This is a genomic window from Flagellimonas cixiensis (assembly GCF_042134615.1).
GTDB classification, from domain to species: domain Bacteria; phylum Bacteroidota; class Bacteroidia; order Flavobacteriales; family Flavobacteriaceae; genus Flagellimonas; species Flagellimonas cixiensis.
In genome coordinates, this window is record NZ_CP169639.1 from 2,216,792 (window position 1) to 2,233,279 (window position 16,488).

Sequence of the window (16,488 nt, forward strand, 5' to 3'; positions counted from 1 at the left end):
ATTTCAATTATAGCACTGCCTTGATTCGGGCAATGGCTTCTTTCAATTCTTTTTCTGATGCTGCATAAGAAATTCGAATGCAGTTCGGATTTCCAAAGGCCTCACCGGTTACGGTGGCCACATTGGCATTTTCCAACAAATACAGCGCAAAATCCGATGCATTGTTAATAGTGGTTCCGTTTAAGGTCTTTCCGAAAAAGGCTGAAATGTCTGGGAACACATAAAAGGCACCTTCAGGAACGTTGAGGTTGAATCCTTCGATTTCACCCAATAGCCCAAGCACCAAATCCCTTCTCTTGTGGAATTCATCGATCATGTACTGAATTTTGCTCACAGGGGCTTCCAAAGCGGTAATTACAGCTCTTTGTGCAATGGCATTTGCGCCACTGGTTACCTGACCTTGCAGTTTGGTACAACCTTTGGCAATCCACTCAGGAGCTCCGATGTAACCGATTCTCCAACCTGTCATGGCGAAAGCTTTCGATACACCGTTTACAGTAATGGTTCTATCGTACATGCCATCAATGGCTGCAATGCTCACGTGGTCGCCAACAAAGTTGATGTGCTCATATATTTCATCGGACACCACATAAATGTCCGGGTATTTTTTAAGAACTTCTGCCAAACCTTCCAACTCCTCTTTGCTGTACACCGAACCACTAGGGTTACATGGTGAACTAAACCAAATCATACGGGTTTTTGGGGTAATGGCAGCCTCCAATTGGGCAGGTGTCATTTTAAAATCGGTATCGATTCCTGTAGAAACTTCAACGGGAACACCTTCGGCCAATTTTACAATATCGCTATAGCTTACCCAATAAGGGGCAGGCAAAATTACTTCGTCACCAGGATTTAAAGCCACCATGGCAACATTGTACAATGATTGTTTGGCTCCGGTGGAAACCACAATTTGGTTTAAACCATAATCCAATCCGTTGTCCCTTTTAAATTTAAGGGCGATGGCCTGTTTTAATTCAGCATACCCATCAACAGGGGTGTAACTGCTAAAGTTTTCGTCGATGGCCTGCTTTGCAGACTCTTTGATGAAGTCAGGAATGTTGAAGTCTGGTTCGCCCAAACTCAACCCAATAATATCTTTTCCTTCGTTACGTAATTCGCGAGCTTTGGCGGCCATGGCCAAAGTGGCTGACGTGGACATGTTCTTAATCCTGTCAGATAGATGGTTGCTCATGGATACTTCTTTTTACTAATATTGAAGGGCAGGCTTTTTACCTAATTCCCTTAAGTGTTTGAAGTGCGAAATTATAGCTTTTCTTGTAGTTTGGTATTCGTGGTAGGGTAAATTAAATTCCTTAGCCGTCTGTTTCACAATTTTGGAAATATTTGTGTAATGGATGTGGCTAATATTTGGGAAAATATGGTGTTCTACCTGATGGTTCAATCCTCCTGTAAACCAGTTGACTATTCTATTTTTAGTGCCAAAGTTCACTGTGGTGAACAATTGGTGAATGGCCCATGTGTTCTTCATGTTGCCTTCTTCATCTGGAAGTGGGGTTTCGGCATGGTCCACAATGTGCGCCAATTGGAAAACTACACTCAAAATTACTCCTGCAACGTAGTGCATAATAAAGAAGCCCAACAATACTTGCCACCATGCAATGTCAACAAAAATCAAGGGCAAAACAATCCAAATGGTCAAGTAAATTGTTTTGGTGATTACCAAGGTACTCCAGTTAACTACCGGGTTGGGTAATTTACCATAACTCAATTTTCTTTTCATGTAACGGTACATTTGCTGAAAATCGGTGGTAATGGCCCAGTTGAACGTCAATAAGCCATAAAGGAAAATAGAGTAGTAGTGTTGAAATTTGTGGTGTTTTCTCCATTCTGCATGTTCAGAGAATCTTAAGATTCTACCAGCCTCCATGTCTTCATCATGCTCATGGATGTTGGTATAGGTGTGGTGAAGTACATTGTGTTGCACTTGCCAGTTGTAAACGTTTCCTGCCAAGATGTAAATGCTACTTCCCATAAGTTTGTTTACCCATTTTTTGTTGGAATAGGCGCCATGATTTCCATCATGCATCACATTCATTCCCACTCCGGCCATTCCCACTCCCATGGTAATGGAGAGCAAAAGATAGGCCCAGAAAGGCAAATCCAAAGTCAATATTAAAAAGTAAGGGGTCAAAAAAATGGCGAACATCACTATGGTTTTCAAGTGAAGTTTCCAGTTACCGGTTTTCTTGATATTGTTTTCGTTGAAGTAGTCGTTAACACGTTTATTCAGTGTTCTGAAAAATTGAGCGGAGTCTTTTCTTGAAAACCGGACGGTACTCTTATCCATATAATTAATTTTTACAAAAATAACCAAAATTGGCCTTATTTCGGTAAGGCTTTATGTTAGAACGGTGTTAAGGTCCTTAAAAGTATTAATTTTGTAAAAATAACCCTTGGTGTATGAAAACTGACCTTGTTTATAAATATTTTACGACACTCACCGACCTGCAGAAGGAGCAATTTGCCCGACTTGAGGAGCTTTATCAAGACTGGAATCAAAAAATAAATGTGGTCTCCAGAAAGGATATTGATGAATTGTACCTGCGTCATGTGCTTCATTCACTGGGAATTGCCAAAATTCAAGTTTTTAATGAGGGCTCCGATATTTTGGATGTGGGTACTGGTGGAGGGTTCCCTGGAATTCCACTGGCCATTCTATTTCCCAACGTCAATTTTACCTTGGTCGATGCTATTGGTAAAAAAATTAAGGTGGTGAATGAGGTCGTGGAAGGTCTTCAATTGGATAATGTGACCACCCACCATGCAAGGGTCGAGGAAATTCCCGGACAATTCGACTTTATTGTGAGTCGTGCAGTGGCGGCGATGCCCACTTTTGTGCATTGGACCAAAGGAAAAATTAAAAAGGATTCCGCGCATGCGCGGAAAAATGGAATCTTGTATTTAAAAGGGGGTGACTTGACCGAGGAGCTTCAAGGGTATGAAACTGTTCAGATTTTTGACTTGCAGGAATATTTTGAAGAGGACTTTTTTGAAACTAAAAAAGTAGTGTATCTGCCCCAAAAGTTTAAGGGGTAATTAAATACTGTACATTCTCTGATACACCAATCTACACTTTCTAGCATAATCCTTAGCATGTTTCCAAAGACGTTCGTATTTGTTGACCATTTTTTCTATTAAAACATTGATTCTCTTTCTCATAATCAATCGGTTTAGAACGTAAAATTAGCTGTATTACGTTTAAGTTACAATTTATTAACGTTAAATTTACATTGAAAATTGTGTTTTTGGCTCAATTTTATGAAAAATAGGTGTTAAAAAGCAGTTATTCAAACACTTAGGGTTGTGGCTTTTTGTAGTTTGATTGTGGGGAGTGAAAACAAAAAAGGCCGTTATTTTTAATAACGACCTTCTTCCAAAAAAGTTTATTAAACTTTGTTTTACCCCAAAAATGGATAACGGTAATCCTCTGGAGTTACAAAGGTTTCCTTGATCAAACGTGGAGAGACCCAACGCAATAAATTCTGCATGGAACCTGCCTTATCGTTGGTTCCGGATGCTCTCGCACCACCAAAAGGTTGTTGACCTACAACGGCACCAGTTGGTTTATCGTTAATATAGAAGTTACCTGCACAGTTTTGCAGCGCTTTGGTCGCTTCATCAATGGCATATCGGTCTGCAGAAAGCACAGCTCCGGTCAATCCGTATTCTGAAGTGCTGTCCACCAATTGCAAGGTTTCGCTCCATTCGGCATCTTCATAAATATAAATGGTGACCACGGGTCCAAAAAGCTCGGTACACATGGTATCGTATTTTGGGTTGCTGGTCAAGATAACAGTCGGTTCAATAAAGTAACCCACAGATTTGTCGTATCCGCCACCTGCGATGATTTCGGCATCCTTATCAGCTTTGGCCTGCTCGATGTAGCTAGCCAATTTATCAAAAGCACCTTCGTGGATGACGGCGGTGATAAAGTTGCTCATATCTTCAGGCGAACCGGGTTTTTTGAAGGAGGCAACGTCCGCTTTAACCAATTCCAAAATTTCATCAGCTGTGGATTTTGGAAGGTACACCCTGGAGGCCGCACTACATTTTTGGCCTTGGAACTCAAATGCCCCGCGGGTAATGGCTGTTGCCACTTGTTTTGGGTTTGCGGAAGGGTGGGCAATAATGAAATCTTTTCCACCTGTTTCTCCAACAATTCTTGGATAGGTTTTATAGGTATCGATGTTGTTTCCGATCTGTTTCCATAATGCCTTGAACACGTGTGTGGATCCTGTAAAGTGGATTCCGGAGAAATCTGGACTCGCCAAAACGGTATCTGAAATCATAACTGGGTCACCATAAACCACATTGATCACACCATCGGGCAAACCAGCTTCTTTGAATACATCCACAATAACTTTGGCTGAATATACTTGGCTGTCACTTGGTTTCCAGATAACAACGTTGCCCATCATGGCTGCACTGGCCGGAAGATTTCCAGCAATGGCGGTAAAATTGAATGGGGTAATTGCATATACAAATCCTTCCAATGGACGGTATTCTACACGGTTCCAAATGCCTTCGGAAGATTCTGGTTGCTCACCATAAATCTGAGACATGTACTCTACGTTAAAACGTAAGAAATCTATAATCTCACAAGCTGCATCAATCTCGGCCTGGTAAATGTTCTTGGATTGTGCCAACATGGTCGCGGCATTCATTTTTGCACGGTAAGGCCCTGCGATCAGCTCGGCTGCCTTTAGAAAGATGGCAGCGCGTTGTTCCCAAGTAAGATTGGCCCATTTTTCTCGAGCATCCAAACCGTTGGCAATCGCTTTTTCAACATGTGATTTTTCAGCCAAATGATAGTGTCCCAAGATATGTTGGTGTTCGTGCGGAGGAGACATCGGCTTGGTATTGCCCGTCTTTATTTCTTCGCTACCAATATATAGTGGCACATCTACGGTGCTATTATAAAATGTTTTGTATTGCTTAAGTACTTCTTCTCTTTCGGGAGAACCTGGCGCATAACTTTTTACGGGTTCGTTTATGGCCGTAGGTACTTGAAAAAATCCTTTTCCCATTGAAATATTTTTAAGTGTGTTACAATGGTTCCAAAGGTAAGTAAACAGATATCGAATAGAAAATGATCTGGATTAGTTTATCGCGAACGGAGCAGCGAACTTAAACGTAGGAATATCCACTTTAAATTCCTCGGCATTGGTAAAATTCACCATTTCGTAATGGCCACGCATGGCACCAACGGGGGAGGCCAATAGGCATCCAGAACTGTAGGTGTGCGATTTTCCGGGTTTGATTACGGGTTTACGTCCGATTACGCCTTCGCCATCTATGGTTTCCATGTCTTTTAGGGCATCAAAAATATCCCAGTGGCGTGCCATTAACTGCACATTGTCCTTGGTTAGGTTTTCAATGGTAATGGTATAGCCAAATGCGTAGTGCATTTTGTAATTCTTAAAGAAGGTGCCCTCGAACGAGGTCTTAACCGATACTTTGATTCCTTTGGTGACTTGCGTAAACATATTAATTATAGGTAAAGACGCTTCCTGTAAACGTTGCTAAGATGGTGAAAAAGGCCAACATCAAAAATATCGTGTTCAGAAAGATATATTTCACAATTGTTTTAAACCTGCCTTGGCCATAGAAATTCCGCATGGCCTTATATAGGTAAATGCCGAAAATCAGTAAAAATATACCAGCGCTACTTATGTTAAAAATAGCATCCAGTGTAAGGCTAAGGATGAGCAAGATAAAGAACAGGGACTGATTGTGGAAACTAAAGATAAGATGATCGGTGTAGTTGTACTTATTTCTGATGTACACCAAAGAAATGAACAAGGTAAACACCGGTAAAAAGAAAAATATGATGAACGGCAACTTGGAAATGGTGGCATTGATCCAACTGCCAGGTTCTTGAATTACTCTTAATATGCTATTGGCGGAATTAAAGGCCACACGATTGCTCCATGTTTTATCTATTTGGTATCGGTTTATGGCTTGTTCGAAGTTATATAAGGTGTCTTGTTTGATGACCCTTGCAAAAAACTCCACTTTGGAAGAGAAGTTGCCTAGGCCAGATTTTTCTTCCAATGTTTTGAAATATTCAGTGGGGTTTGATGCTATTAAAGAGTCTTTTTTTTGTTTTTTCTCATTGAATTTTGCAAAAAGGCCAATAGAATCCAACTCGTCGAGCTGTTTTGCTAATTCAGGATCTTTTGCTTTCATGGAGTCAAGTTCCTGAAGTCCTATTTTGACCCCGGGATTAACCTCTTTTAAAGAATCGAGTTGCTTTATGGCTTTTTCGGATTGACTTTTCATTTTTGCCGAATCGACTTCGATACCAACAGAGTTCAAATCGAATGAAAAGGGAGAGTCCGAAGTTATGGTGCCATTGAATTTCTTGGCGGCTTCATCCAAATTGGCAAATCGGTTGTTATAGGTGAACATCAAAAAATACAAGAAAGCCAAGCTCAGTAAAAATCGGAATGGGTTGGTATAGCTTACACGCTTTCCTTCAATATAATCTTTGGTGATTGTCCCTGGTCGGAGTAATAATGCAGATAGAGTTTTTAGCAATTTGGAATCGTAATTGATCAAACTGGAAAAAAATTCATCGAAAAAATCCTTTAGTGTAAGTTTTTTGGTGCTGTTGGCTTGAGAACAATTGGGGCAATACTTGTCACTGATGTCCAGCGGGTGCCCACAGTTCAAACATTTTACTCCCCTAAATTTAAGTTCATAGCGACCTTTGGTGATCAAGCCGTCTTTTTTCCCCATACCTCCCCAGGATTTGGATTTAAAGATAATTAATTGCTGATATTTCTTGAATTTAAAGAGCCTATACCGATAAGGCTGTCGTAAAGATTCCCGAAATCACGATAGTAGACCAGTATCAAATAGTTGTTCTCCGTAAAATGAAAATTGCCACTTACCATATTGGGCGCAATGCTTCCATCTTCTTTTTGAACCACATATTTATAATTGTAAAATCCTTGTTTCATCATCAAAGTGGCCTCAAACTTTCCATTATCTTCGTTAAAGGTCATCCGGTTTTCCTCAGTAAGGGCATAGTTGTTAAACTTTCCGATGATATAGACCTGATCCAATCCAATGTCGTTGGTGTAAGGTAGGCTAAAATGTACTTGGGAATACTCTGCTTCGCGGGAGACATCTTCACCTTGCATGGTGCGAACCACGAAATCCCCATTGATGTCTGGAAAATAGGTGTAGGGTTTGTCGTTTCTATATTCGTTGGTGAACAGGTAATGATGGTAGACCTCTTGCATTTCGATGTTTGAAATAGCGAAAGTGGGCGAGCGCAAATCTTTGGTGTCAAAATTCAAGAATTCGTTACCGCCAAAAAAACTGGTTTCATCAAAATACCTGTATACCAATTCCCTGCCTATAGTGTATTGTGGTTTTATATGGTATAGGGCAGTGGGCCAATGGTGGTTTTGTAAAATGGCAATTTTAACCTCCCTTTGAGGGTTCACCACCGGAAAAGCTGCCGTGTTGATGCTAAATTGCACCGCTTGCTTGGTGTTGATATAATTAAAATCGCGAGACCGTTTTATTTCACCAGATACCACAACTGCATCTTGATAGACTACAAAACGTCTTGAAAATTGGATTTCACCATAACTATTATATACTTCCAAAACATAATTCCCGGTTAATCGCAATCCTACATTGGAATTAGGAATGGTAAGTTGATAATTGGAATAGGGCTGAAGCGTAGTATAACTGTTTTCATAATCAATAATGCGCTGATTGTCCATTCCCGATAAATATTGCGACTTTAATATTTGGGAAGGGGTCCAGTCGTAGTTGCAGTGCACAATCTTATAATAATAATCCTGTTCGCTTGCCGTAAGATCATCGAAACTCAAATTGATGGTTTCTCCTAATTGAACCACTGGAAATTGGTCATCAGTAGGACCTTTAAAAATAATGGTCTTGATGTTTTCTGGAGGATCAATTTCCTCCATGATTTGGGAAAAAACCGCTGCGTGTGAAAAACACAACAGCAGCAGACTGGTCAAAAAACGCATCTACAGTGGATTTTAGGGTAAAGATAATCAAAAAGTATCCCCAAGAAATTTACCTCGCTATAATCCCAATTTTATGGATAATAATTATGAAAACAATCCTTTTAGTACTAAATTTGCGTCCGATTTTGATAATAAAAGGTCTACAACAATATGTCTAAAGACATCCGGATTAGAAAGGGGTTGAACATCAACCTCGTCGGGGCTGCTGAGCAGACGATATCCAAAGCCGTTACTAGTAACGTGTACGCCCTGAACCTAGATGATTTCCACGGAATCACTCCAAAAATGTTGGTGAAACAGGGAGAAGAAGTAAAAGCAGGGGAAGCCCTTTTTTACAACAAGAACAAAGAAGAAATGCACTTTGTTTCTCCTGTGAGCGGTGAATTGGTGGAAATAGTGAGGGGCGCAAGAAGAAGAATCTTAACTCTTAAGATCCTTGCCGACAAAGAACAAAACTACATGATAAATAAGGTGCCGGATTTGGATACGGCCGATGGAGCTGCCATTAAAAACTACCTGCTTCAATGTGGGGGATGGCCTTTCATCAAACAAAGACCTTATGATGTAATTGCCAACCCAGACGATACGCCCAAAGCGATTTTTATCTCAGGTTTCAACACAGCGCCCTTGGCTGCCAATGTTGATTATATCCTTAGAGATAAAGAACAAGAGCTTCAGGTGGGTATCGATGCCTTGAGTAAAATGACCCCTGGAAAAATTCATGTTTCCATTGGTGATTCTACTAGGTCCCCATTCTTGCACATGAAAGGGATAGAGTTGCACAGGGTTGCAGGGCCTCACCCAGCAGGTTTGGTAGGTACGCAGATCAATAAATTTGATCCAGTAAACAAAGGAGAGGTGGTTTGGACTATTTCTCCACAAGATTTGTTGATGTTGGGAGAATTGGTGTTGACTGGAAAATTCAATGCGGAAAGAAAAGTTGCACTTGTTGGATCAGTAGTTAAAAAACCAAAATACTATACCACTAAAATTGGAGCGGAAATTTCCACTTTCTTGTATGCCAGTGGGGTGAACGAGGACAGGTTCAGATTGATCAATGGAGATGTGCTGACCGGTTCCAAAACAACCACAGAGGGTTATCTTGGTTTCTACAACAATACCGTGACCGCCATTCCGGAAGGTGATGATTATGATCTGTTTGGATGGAACAGGCCTATTTTCAATAAAATTTCCAACACAAGAGCTATGACTTTTTCTTGGTTGCTGCCAAAGAAAAAGTACAATTTGGACACCAACACCAATGGAGAACACAGGGCTTTTGTGGTTACAGGACAATATGAGCAGGTTTTTCCTTTGGATATTTATCCATTGCAATTGCTTAAAGCCTGTATGGTAAAAGATTTGGACGAAATGGAGCAGTTGGGACTTTATGAAGTGGCTCCTGAGGATTTCTCATTGACAGAATTCATCTGCATATCAAAACAACCACACCAACAAATTATCAGGGAAGGATTGGATTTGTTGCAAAAAGAACTTGGATAATATGGGCATGAAAGATAAATTACATCAGTTAAAACTTAAGTATCAGGGCAAAAAAATGGCTCCTGCCTTTAATGCACTGCATACTTTTCTTTATACGCCAAACGAAACCACGCATTCCGGTGCGCACGTACGTTCTGCGGATGACCTGAAAAGAACCATGAACACTGTGATCATGGCCTTGGTACCATGTTTGTTGTTCGGAATGTTCAATGCAGGGTATCAACATTACTCGGCCATCAACGGATTTCCAGAAAGCTTTTCCCTTTTTGAACACTTTTTGACTTGGGAAAATTTCTTGGTAGGGATTACCACAGTTCTACCTTTGGTAATTGTTTCCTACGGAGTTGGTTTGGCCATTGAGTTTTTGTTCGCTGTAATAAAAGGACACGAAGTAGAAGAAGGTTATTTGGTGACCGGTATGTTGGTGCCATTGATCATTCCTGTAGATACACCACTTTGGATGTTGGCCATAGCTGTAGCATTCGGGGTAGTGATTGGTAAAGAAGTATTTGGTGGAACAGGGATGAACATCCTTAACCCCGCGTTGACCATTCGTGCTTTCTTGTTCTTCGCTTATCCAACTTGGATGAGTGGTGATAAAGTTTGGGTACACGAAGCTGTGCAAAGAGCTGGTACTGCCGATGCCATTTCTGGTGAGACCGTTTTGGGTTCATTGGCGGCAGGAAGCGAACCAACTTATTCCCTTGCCGAAATGTTCTACGGATTTATTCCTGGTTCTGTTGGTGAAACATCAACTTTGCTGATTGTTTTGGGAGCACTTTTCTTGATTTTCTCAAAAATTGCTTCTTGGAGAATTATGTTGAGTGCCGTACTTGGTTCCTTGGCCATGGGATTGATTTTTAATGGAGTGGTAGATGCAGGATGGTTGCCAACCTACAGTAAGTTCTACACCCTAATGAGCTTTCCTTACTGGCAACACCTATTGGTAGGTGGTTTGGCCTTTGGTATTGTGTTTATGGCAACAGATCCAGTAACAGGTTCCCAGACCAATAAAGGAAAATGGATTTATGGTTTCTTGATTGGTTTCCTATCGGTGATGATACGAGTATTCAATCCAGGATATCCAGAAGGCGTATTCTTGGCCATCTTGTTGATGAACGTATTCGCACCAACCATCGACCATTATGTGGTAAGAGGCAACATTAAAAAGAGATTGAAACGATTGAAGACAGCCACTATTTATCCAAAAACTAAGGATGAGGTTGATTCATTAAAAACGGAAACAGCTTAGAAATTATGGCAATCAATACAGAGAAAAACAGTTACACTGTAATCTTCGCAGTCCTAATGGTTGTTGTGGTAGGTTCGTTGCTTGCTTTTGTGGCATCCGGCCTTAAACCAAGGATTGATGAAAATGAGCGCTTTGAAAAGCAACAGAACATTCTGTATGCCATGGGCGTGAATGGAAATGAGGGAGATGGAGATGTGGTTTTTGTTCCAACTACCGAAGTCGAAGAAGAGTTTTCCAAATATATTACCGAGCAGTTGGTATTGGAAGGTTCCACTGCTGAGCCTAAGGAAAATGCATACCTGATCGATGTTCAAAAGGAAATAGCAAAAGCCAAAAGCGGTGAAAAAGCAGAAATTCCTTTATTGGTCGGAGAAAAAGACGGTAAAAAATATTACATCATCCCCATGAGTGGTAAAGGACTTTGGGATGCCATTTGGGGATACATGTCCTTGGATGAAAATATGGTGGTGCAAGGTGTTTATTTTGATCACAGGGGTGAAACTCCTGGTTTGGGAGCGAACATTAAGCAGCGTTTCTTTATGGACGATTTTATCGGAGAATCCATTATGGACGGAAATACTTACGATGGTATCGATGTTGCCAAAGGAAACAACGACCCATTGAACAACGATAAAGACGATAATGCTGTGGATGCCCTTGCAGGTGCCACCATTACTGGAAATGGAGTTACAGCCATGATCAAAGAGAGTCTTAAGTTGTACAAACCTTATTTAGAAACTATTAGAACAAATTAATATGGCGCTACTATCAAAGAAAGATGCAAATCTGATATTGGACCCATTGGCGGACAATAACCCTATTACCATTCAGGTATTGGGTATATGTTCAGCACTGGCGATTACTGCAGAGTTGAAAGCATCAGTGGTTATGGCAATTTCTGTACTTTTTGTACTAGGAGTGGGGAACGTGGTAATATCGCTGTTGCGAAATGTAATTCCATCCAAAATTCGAATCATTGTGCAATTGGTGGTGGTAGCAGCCTTGGTGATCATTGTGGATCAAGTGCTAAAGGCCTTCGCTTATGAATTGAGCAAAACCCTTTCCGTATTTGTTGGTTTGATCATTACCAACTGTATCATCATGGGACGTTTTGAAGCATTTGCTTTGGGTAACGGACCTGGAAAAGCCTTTTTGGACGGAATTGGAAACGCCTTGGGATACGGGGTCATTTTGGTGATTGTTGGGTTCTTTAGAGAACTTCTTGGTTCAGGAACCCTATTTGGTTTCAAAGTATTGGGTGATCCGGTGACCAAAACAGGATTGTATTCCATCGGATACGAAAACAATGGATTTATGATCATTCCACCAGCAGCATTGATTGTTGTGGGAATTATTATTTGGGTACAACGTTCCCGAAATAGAGCATTAATTGAAGAAGCTTAAACTGAGGAAGTATGTTAGAGCATTTAGAACTGTTTTTTAGATCAATCTTCGTAGACAATATGGTGTTTGCGGTCTTTTTGGGAATGTGTTCCTACTTGGCTGTATCCAAAAAAGTATCCACCGCGGTAGGTTTGGGTGCTGCCGTAATCTTCGTTTTGGGAGTTACAGTACCATTGAACTGGTTGTTGGACAAATACCTTTTACAAGATGGAGCCTTGGTTTGGTTAGGCCCGGAATATGCCGATTACGACCTTAGCTTTTTGTCATTTATCCTATTCATTGCAACCATTGCAACCATGGTGCAGTTGGTAGAGATCGTTGTAGAGAAATTTTCGCCATCCCTTTATAACTCATTGGGTATTTTCTTGCCTTTGATTGCGGTTAACTGCGCCATCTTAGGTGGATCGTTGTTTATGCAGACCCGTGAGATTCCAAATATTGGACTGGCATTCAACTACGGTATCAGTTCAGGAATCGGATGGTTCTTGGCCATTTTGGCCATTGCCGCCATTCGTGAGAAAATTAGATACTCCAATGTACCAGCCCCTTTGAGAGGATTGGGCATCACTTTTATCATTACAGGGTTGATGGGGATCGGTTTCCAGAGTTTTGGTGGAATGTTGACTGGTGACAATGAGCCACCAGAAGACAACCAAACAACCACAGTAAAAGCTGAAGAAGAAAAAGAAATTAAAAAGGAGATAGTGGAGGAAGAAGACAAAGCGATCTCTTATAACGAAGCCATAAACAAATAAAGATGATATTAGCCGCAAGTACCGGGGGTACTATTCTTATTACCGTAGTAGCATTTCTTGTTTTGTTGTTATTGTTGGTGGCACTTTTGCTGTTCACCAAAGAAAAATTATCCCCATCCGGTCCGGTTACCATTACCATTAATGGTGAAAAGGAAGTGGAAGTAGCCTCTGGAGGTTCATTGTTGTCCACTTTGGGTAATCAAAAAATATTCTTGCCATCTGCATGTGGTGGCGGTGGAACCTGTATTCAATGTGAGTGCCACGTACTTTCAGGTGGTGGTGAGGCATTGCCTACAGAAACACCTCACTTCTCCAAAAAAGAGTTGGAGCATGGAGCTCGTTTGGCCTGTCAGGTTAAGGTGAAGCAAGACATGGAAATTACCATTCCAGAAGAAGTTTTTGGAATCAAAAAATGGAATGCCAAAGTGGTTCGTAACTACAATGTGGCCTCTTTCATTAAAGAATTTGTAGTAGAGATTCCTGAGGAAATGAACTACAAAGCTGGGGGGTATATCCAAATTGAGATACCGGAATGTGAAGTAAAATATTCTGATATTGATATCACGGCCCACCCAGAAGAGCACGAAACTCCAGACAAGTTTCAAGCAGAATGGGATAAGTTCAACCTGTGGCCATTGGTCATGAAGAACCCCGAAACTGTGGAAAGAGCCTATTCAATGGCCTCTTACCCTGCAGAAGGAAGAGAAATTATGTTGAACGTTCGTATTGCTACCCCACCATGGGATAGATCTAAGAACGGCTGGATGGATGTAAACCCAGGTATTGCATCTTCTTACATTTTTAGCTTGAAGGAAGGAGATCCAGTGACCATTTCTGGCCCGTTTGGTGAATTCTTCATCAACGAATCAGATGCCGAAATGCTTTATGTGGGTGGTGGAGCAGGTATGGCGCCAATGCGTTCGCACTTGTACCACTTATTCAAAACTTTGAAGACTGACAGAAAAGTGACGTATTGGTATGGAGGTCGTTCCAAGAGAGAGTTGTTCTATTTAGATCACTTCAAACAATTGGAAAAAGAGTTCCCTAACTTCAAGTTCTATTTAGCACTTTCTGAACCTTTGGAAGAAGACAACTGGAAGGTTAAAAAAGACATTAACGACGAAGAAGGAGATGGATTCGTTGGGTTCATTCACAACTGTGTGATTGAAAACTATCTAGACCATCACGAAGCTCCAGAAGATATCGAATTGTATTTCTGTGGACCTCCATTGATGAACAAAGCCGTTCAAAAAATGGGAGAGGATTTTGGTATTCCAGATGAGAATATCCGATTCGATGACTTTGGAGGATAATTAAAAGTAAAATCCTAACCTCGAGCATTGTCGAGAGGTATTTATAAAACCAACCGATGCTCCAAAGGCATCGGTTTTTTTATTGCTATGAGTAGACCATTAACAGAACAGGAATTGCACAACTTGGCCATGAACATTGTAGGGCGCGAGTTGGAGGCTGATGGATTTGAGTTTATGGCCATCAACAGCAAACTAAAAAAGAACCCGCAATACGTTTGCCTCAAGGAAAAGATATTACATTTTATCGTGGTTCGGAATGTGGAGTTTCCGCTTAGCCCAAGAGAGTATGATGAGGAATTGATGCACACGGTAAAGGAGCACGCCATAAAGTTTGAGGCCAAAACTTATTTTGCAGGAGTAGGTTTGTCCAATGCATCTGATAGGACATTACCTGTTCAATTGGATGAAGAGTATCTTGTGGATTATCAAGGATTAATTGAGATAGAATGAATCGTTTCTGGGTTTTAGGGGTATTGGTATTGCTTTTTTCATGTGCGCCAACGACAAACGTCAAGAATCAAAATTGGGGGAATGCGCTGGGCACTACCTATTCCATTATTTACATTGCGGACCAAGAGTTGGATTACCAACAGGAAATCGATTCCGTTTTTCAAGTCTTAAATCAATCCATGTCCACCTATATTCCCACTTCGGATATTTCAAAAATCAATACGGGTGATTCCACTATTGTGGTGGATGATATGTTCAAAGAGGTTTTTGATATTTCAACCGAGGTGCACAAGGCCTCACATGGTTATTTTGACCCTACTATTGGTGTTTTGGCCAATGCATGGGGATTTGGGCCAGGAGAACAGATAGAGCTCGACAGCCTGCGTGTAGATAGCTTATTGGGTTACGTTGGATGGGATAAAGTTAGCATGAACAATGATAATACCATTACCAAGGCAAGTCCCTTCATTCGGTTTGATTTTAATGCAGTGGCAAAAGGATATGCCATAGATCGATTGGGTGCTATGCTGGATGCCAAAGGCATAAAAAACTATTTGGTGGAAGTGGGAGGTGAGGTGCTTGCCAGGGGAACAAATTTAGTCTCAGGAAAACAATGGTCGGTCGGGATTGATGATCCACAAATTGAAACCGGTCGTCAACTTAAGTTGATTGTTTCTTTGAAAGATCAGGCCATGGCTTCCTCCGGTAATTATAGAAAGTTTAGGGTTGACCCTGAAACAGGTGAAAAATATGTGCACACCATCAACCCAAAAACAGGCTACACCAAAAACTCAAACGTATTGGCTACCAGTGTGGTTGCAAAAACCTGTGCTGTTGCCGATGCCTTTGCCACCACTTTTATGGCAATGGATCTTGAGGAATCCAAAAAAGTAATCCAAGAACACGGGGAATTGGAGGCCTATATTATTTATCTGGATGAAAATGGGGAGACCAAAGAGTTTTTTACCCCAGGTTTTGAGGAACTGATTCGGAAATAACTATTTCCTCACCAAAGGAATAATTTCGCCTTTGGCCAAACGGTATTTTTCTACTTCTTCTATTGGTAGGAGTTGTGTGTAATCCACTTCTTCAACCATAAAGCCAATGCTTCGTAGCTTATCAAAGTAATCACGCCCATAAATACGCACGTGGTCGTACTGCCCAAAAATCTTGGCACGTTCTTTTTTGTTGGTAATGGAATCGTCTTCAAAAGTGACATCCCGCTTCAGGTCCTGCGGAATTTGAAAAATGCCCCATCCACCGGGTTTCAGAACACGATATAATTCTTGCATGGCCTTGGTGTCATCTGGAATGTGTTCCAAAACATGGTTGCACAAAATCACATCAAAGGTATCATCTTGAAAGGGCAAATTACAGATATCCGCTTTTACGTCTGCCAGTGGTGAGTTCAGGTCCGTGGTGGTGTACTCAATATGGTCAAGTTTTTTGAAACGCTTGTAAAATGCCTGTTCAGGGGCAAAGTGCAATAATTTTAAGGGTTGAGAAAAGAAATTGGTTTCGTTTTTCAAATACAACCAAAGTAAACGGTGCCTTTCCAATGATAGGGTAGAGGGGGAGAGTACATTTTCCCTGGGATTTTCATAACCGTATGGCAAAAATTTCTTGAACGATTTTCCATCGATGGGGTCGGTAAAGTTTTTCCCCTTTAAGGATAGCGCAATCAATGGTCGTACCCAATAACTTAACCTGATCAATAAAGGTCTAGGAATAAGGTTCAGGAAATACTTGAATATGTTTGACACGAATTACTCGAA

The 16,488-nt window shown here is 41.0% G+C and carries 17 protein-coding genes; 9 read left to right on the forward strand and 8 right to left on the reverse strand.

What is annotated here, in order from left to right:
- Positions 1–7: 7 nt before the first annotated feature.
- Complete coding sequence (locus ABT310_RS09830; protein WP_375323728.1) at positions 8–1,192, reverse strand: pyridoxal phosphate-dependent aminotransferase; 1,185 nt, start codon at positions 1,190–1,192, stop codon at positions 8–10.
- Positions 1,193–1,207: 15 nt separating this feature from the next.
- Positions 1,208–2,308, reverse strand: coding sequence for a fatty acid desaturase family protein (locus ABT310_RS09835; protein ID WP_375323729.1), 1,101 nt, complete (start codon positions 2,306–2,308; stop codon positions 1,208–1,210).
- Between the two features lie 113 nt (positions 2,309–2,421).
- On the opposite strand from ABT310_RS09835, the gene rsmG reads away from it, so the two are divergent.
- Positions 2,422–3,057 (forward strand): 16S rRNA (guanine(527)-N(7))-methyltransferase RsmG, encoded by a 636-nt coding sequence (gene rsmG, locus ABT310_RS09840; RefSeq protein ID WP_375323730.1) that lies wholly within the window; start codon positions 2,422–2,424, stop codon positions 3,055–3,057.
- On the opposite strand, the gene ABT310_RS09845 is transcribed toward rsmG, so the two are convergent.
- From ABT310_RS09845 to ABT310_RS09865, 5 genes are all read right to left on the reverse strand, one after another.
- Positions 3,058–3,180 carry a hypothetical protein gene (locus ABT310_RS09845; protein ID WP_375323731.1) on the reverse strand — a complete coding sequence of 41 codons (123 nt, stop codon included), beginning with the start codon at positions 3,178–3,180 and terminating at the stop codon, positions 3,058–3,060.
- A 239-nt stretch (positions 3,181–3,419) separates the two neighbouring features.
- Positions 3,420–5,048 carry an L-glutamate gamma-semialdehyde dehydrogenase gene (gene pruA, locus ABT310_RS09850; RefSeq protein ID WP_375323732.1) on the reverse strand — a complete coding sequence of 543 codons (1,629 nt, stop codon included), beginning with the start codon at positions 5,046–5,048 and terminating at the stop codon, positions 3,420–3,422.
- Positions 5,049–5,120: 72 nt separating this feature from the next.
- Complete coding sequence (gene apaG, locus ABT310_RS09855) at positions 5,121–5,507, reverse strand: Co2+/Mg2+ efflux protein ApaG (RefSeq protein ID WP_375323733.1); 387 nt, start codon at positions 5,505–5,507, stop codon at positions 5,121–5,123.
- Between the two features lies 1 nt (position 5,508).
- Positions 5,509–6,762, reverse strand: coding sequence for a DUF3667 domain-containing protein (locus tag ABT310_RS09860; RefSeq protein ID WP_375323734.1), 1,254 nt, complete (start codon positions 6,760–6,762; stop codon positions 5,509–5,511).
- A 29-nt stretch (positions 6,763–6,791) separates the two neighbouring features.
- A complete protein-coding gene (locus ABT310_RS09865; RefSeq protein ID WP_375323735.1) occupies positions 6,792–8,036 on the reverse strand; it encodes a type IX secretion system plug protein domain-containing protein in 1,245 nt (414 codons plus the stop codon).
- 150 nt (positions 8,037–8,186) lie between these two features.
- On the opposite strand from ABT310_RS09865, the gene ABT310_RS09870 reads away from it, so the two are divergent.
- From ABT310_RS09870 to ABT310_RS09905, 8 genes are all read left to right on the forward strand, one after another.
- A complete protein-coding gene (locus ABT310_RS09870; protein ID WP_375323736.1) occupies positions 8,187–9,539 on the forward strand; it encodes a Na(+)-translocating NADH-quinone reductase subunit A in 1,353 nt (450 codons plus the stop codon).
- Between the two features lies 1 nt (position 9,540).
- Positions 9,541–10,791 (forward strand): NADH:ubiquinone reductase (Na(+)-transporting) subunit B, encoded by a 1,251-nt coding sequence (locus tag ABT310_RS09875; RefSeq protein ID WP_375323737.1) that lies wholly within the window; start codon positions 9,541–9,543, stop codon positions 10,789–10,791.
- A 5-nt stretch (positions 10,792–10,796) separates the two neighbouring features.
- Positions 10,797–11,546: a Na(+)-translocating NADH-quinone reductase subunit C gene (locus ABT310_RS09880; protein WP_375323738.1), complete on the forward strand. Its 750-nt coding sequence runs from the start codon at positions 10,797–10,799 to the stop codon at positions 11,544–11,546.
- 1 nt (position 11,547) lies between these two features.
- On the forward strand, positions 11,548–12,195 hold the full coding sequence (locus ABT310_RS09885) for an NADH:ubiquinone reductase (Na(+)-transporting) subunit D (RefSeq protein WP_375323739.1): 648 nt from the start codon (positions 11,548–11,550) through the stop codon (positions 12,193–12,195).
- 11 nt (positions 12,196–12,206) lie between these two features.
- On the forward strand, positions 12,207–12,950 hold the full coding sequence (gene nqrE / locus ABT310_RS09890) for an NADH:ubiquinone reductase (Na(+)-transporting) subunit E (protein ID WP_375323740.1): 744 nt from the start codon (positions 12,207–12,209) through the stop codon (positions 12,948–12,950).
- A gap of 2 nt (positions 12,951–12,952) precedes the next feature.
- Positions 12,953–14,263, forward strand: a complete 1,311-nt coding sequence (gene nqrF / locus ABT310_RS09895; protein WP_375323741.1) for an NADH:ubiquinone reductase (Na(+)-transporting) subunit F — start codon at positions 12,953–12,955, stop codon at positions 14,261–14,263.
- A gap of 87 nt (positions 14,264–14,350) precedes the next feature.
- On the forward strand, positions 14,351–14,713 hold the full coding sequence (locus ABT310_RS09900; protein ID WP_375323742.1) for a Na(+)-translocating NADH-quinone reductase subunit F: 363 nt from the start codon (positions 14,351–14,353) through the stop codon (positions 14,711–14,713).
- On the forward strand, positions 14,710–15,711 hold the full coding sequence (locus tag ABT310_RS09905) for an FAD:protein FMN transferase (RefSeq protein ID WP_375323743.1): 1,002 nt from the start codon (positions 14,710–14,712) through the stop codon (positions 15,709–15,711). The genes ABT310_RS09900 and ABT310_RS09905 overlap by 4 nt, the downstream gene beginning before the upstream one ends.
- Here ABT310_RS09905 and ABT310_RS09910 read toward each other — a convergent pair whose 3' ends face one another.
- Complete coding sequence (locus ABT310_RS09910; RefSeq protein ID WP_375323744.1) at positions 15,712–16,476, reverse strand: class I SAM-dependent methyltransferase; 765 nt, start codon at positions 16,474–16,476, stop codon at positions 15,712–15,714. It lies immediately after the preceding gene.
- Positions 16,477–16,488 lie beyond the last annotated feature (12 nt).